The sequence below is a fragment of the Ruoffia sp. FAM 24228 genome (assembly GCF_045528575.1).
In the GTDB taxonomy this organism is placed as follows: Bacteria; Bacillota; Bacilli; order Lactobacillales; family Aerococcaceae; genus Ruoffia; species Ruoffia halotolerans.
Window position 1 is genome coordinate 1 of the sequence record NZ_JBGQQZ010000159.1, and the last position, 488, is coordinate 488.

A 488-nucleotide genomic window follows, 5' to 3' on the forward strand; every position below is an offset into this window, starting at 1 on the left:
AACCAGCACAAATTAATTCGCCGTTTCGTTCCCAAGGGAAGCCCGATTAGTGAGGTGAGCGAGAACCAGATTTTGCGGATCCAGCGTTGGATGAACGATTACCCGCGGAAAATTTTGGGTTATGCAACACCACATGACACATTTGTTCAAGCATTCAAGCAAGAACGATTGGGGGCTTGACCTATCATTACTTGACCTCGGCATGGCTTCATGTCTGGAAAGATGGCCTGAGGCCAGACTGGTCGGAAGACTACCATCCCTCAGTTCAATATCAGAGGGTCACTGATTTAGAATAACAAGGCAGTTACGGTACCAAGCAAATGAGTTACCTGTAGTGGCTAACTTAAACTTGAAATTTACGAAAATGATTTTATGTCTACCGCAACGCTTTTTATATACTTTATAGCGTTTGTAGTAATCAATTGCTGAGTTACCTTGTTTCAAGAAATTAATAACGTTATAAATGGGCTGACGTGAACGCCTTAAGC

At 42.6% G+C, this 488-nt stretch carries 2 pseudogenes; one reads left to right on the top strand and one right to left on the bottom strand.

Features of this window, described 5'->3' with window-relative positions:
- Positions 1-180, top strand: a pseudogene (locus ACEN33_RS12485) (IS30 family transposase); the annotation flags it as partial.
- A 183-nt stretch (positions 181-363) separates the two neighbouring features.
- Here ACEN33_RS12485 and ACEN33_RS12490 read toward each other — a convergent pair.
- A pseudogene (locus ACEN33_RS12490) lies at positions 364-488 on the bottom strand (IS30 family transposase); the annotation flags it as partial.